1 protein-coding gene and 1 pseudogene are annotated in these 2,219 nt (G+C 38.7%); one reads left to right on the top strand and one right to left on the bottom strand.

Annotated features, from left to right (window positions below; genetic code table 11):
• Nucleotides 1-1,822: GBS Bsp-like repeat-containing protein (locus ADF62_RS02195; protein WP_048787971.1), on the top strand; the 1,822-nt coding region annotated here is incomplete at its 5' end.
• 202 nt (nucleotides 1,823-2,024) lie between these two features.
• On the opposite strand, the pseudogene ADF62_RS10105 reads toward ADF62_RS02195, so the two are convergent.
• Nucleotides 2,025-2,219 (bottom strand): annotated as a pseudogene (locus ADF62_RS10105) (ISL3 family transposase); the annotation flags it as partial.

Below are 2,219 nucleotides of genomic sequence, written 5' to 3' on the forward strand. Positions count from 1 at the left end.
TAACAATCGACACTACATTTCTGAAAAAGTGGTGTCTGTTGATTATGCTCGACCAAGCGGTGTTCTTACGATTGAAAACAATAACACTGCAACAGGTACCTTTGATGCTGTTGTCCGTAATATTATTGCTCCTACTGGTTTGAAAGAGGTTCTTGTGCCATCGTGGAGTCTGGATGGTGGTCAGGACGACCTTATCTGGCATAAGGCAACTCGCCAAGCGGATGGCTCTTACCGTGTGACTATCAAAGCAACGGATCATAAGAATTCAACTGGTAAATACCGTGCCGATGCCTACATCGTAGATGACTCTAACAAACGTTTCTATCTCACTGAAAAAGTGGTAGAAGTTACTCAAACTCGCCCTAGAGCAAGTCTCGTTATTGAAAATAATAATGCTGATTTAGGTACTTTTGACGCTGTTATTCGCAATATCGTTGCACCAAATGGGGTTAAGGAAGTCTTAGTCCCATCATGGAGTCTAGTTAACGGACAAGATGATTTGGTTTGGCACAAAGCAAGTCGTCAATCTGATGGTAGCTACCGTGTTACTATTAAGGCCAGTGAGCATAAGAATTCACTAGGAAATTACCGTGCTGACCTTTATATCGTAGATAATGCCAACCAACGTCATTATATCACTGAAACAATTGTAGATGTAAAACATAATAAGCCAGTCGGCACTATTTCAGTAGTTAATAACAATAAAGACACTGGAACTTTTGATGTTATTATTAGTGATGTCTATAGTTCTAAAGGTGTTCGTACTGTTCAAGTACCTATTTGGTCTGAAAAAGATGGTCAAGATGACATCCGTTGGTATGAAGCCACACGTCAAGCTAATGGCACTTATACGGTAAATGTTCAAGCTACTAACCACAAAAATTCAACAGGTTTGTACAATATTCATTTGTACTACATTTTAAATGATGGGTCACAAGTTGGTGTAGGAGGGACAACGACAACAGTTGAATTCCGTAATGCTAAGACTAAAACGCAAACCTATATCACTAATGTTAATTCAGAAGCAGGTAGTTTTACAGTTGTAGTTGATCAAGCGCCACAAGGACGTCAGATTAAGAATATTCATGTAGCTGTATGGTCAGAAAGTAACCAAGGAAACCTTTCTTGGTACAATACAGCACCTACTGGAACACATACTGAAATCAATGTATCGACTGTTAATCATAAGAATCTCATAGGTAACTATACGACTCATGTTTATGTAGACTATGTAGACAATACTGAAGACGGATTTAACCTTGGTGAGACAGCTCTTGCTCCACGTAATCGTCGTGTTGAGCCTCAGACGACTTATTATTCTCAACGTGATCCTCGTTGGGCTTCTAAGTGGTATGGTGTCAGCAATATGGATCAATCTGGCTGTGTTCCAACATCACTTGCCATGACTTTTACAGATATCTTGGGAACTGTCATTGCACCAACGACAGTTGCGGATTATTTGTATTACAATACAAATTCATTTAACAAAACATCAGTCGCTGGTACTGATGCAGATGGTATTGTATTAGCAAGTAAAAATTGGGGTCTGAAGAGCAACGTACTTTCAAGTATTGATAACATTGCCTCAGCTTTGATGTCAGGTCAACACGTTTTGGCGGCAGTAGGAGCAAGTCAATTTACCAATTATCCTTACACGCATGAAATCGTACTTCATGGCTATGATAATGGTAAAACATATGTTCGTGATCCATTTAACGCCAATAACAATGGATGGTATTCATTGGATTACATTCATGGTGTTCAGAGTAGAGATGCAATGGATACTAAGCTTGGTGCACCATTCTTCTCTGTCTTTGCTTAATCTATAAATCCGGCTCTTTTCTATCATTTGTCAAGTCGATCAAGGCTTTAAGTGAAAAAGGGATAAGACAGTAGCTATTCCGAAGTTACTGTCTTATTTTTAAGCCTTTTTGATTCATAAATGGGCATGCTAAAAAACACCTTATCTGGTATTTTTTGAAACAAGGTGTTACAATAATACGGCATAGACAGCCTTATCGATTTTGGGCCAAAGAGTAATCATATAACTCAAAGAACTCATCTACTCTCTTCTCCTGAAAGTGACAAAGCAAAAGCTGATAAAGAGTATAGTAGTCGGTTAGTTCTTCTGAGAAATTCAGTGTTTTCTCAACGAGTTCATGTGGACTTAAGGTTTGACCAAAGGTCTTCGAGTGAAATGATTTACAAGATAACTTACG

The organism is Streptococcus sp. 1004_SSPC, assembly GCF_001069025.1.
GTDB classification, from domain to species: domain Bacteria; phylum Bacillota; class Bacilli; order Lactobacillales; family Streptococcaceae; genus Streptococcus; species Streptococcus vestibularis.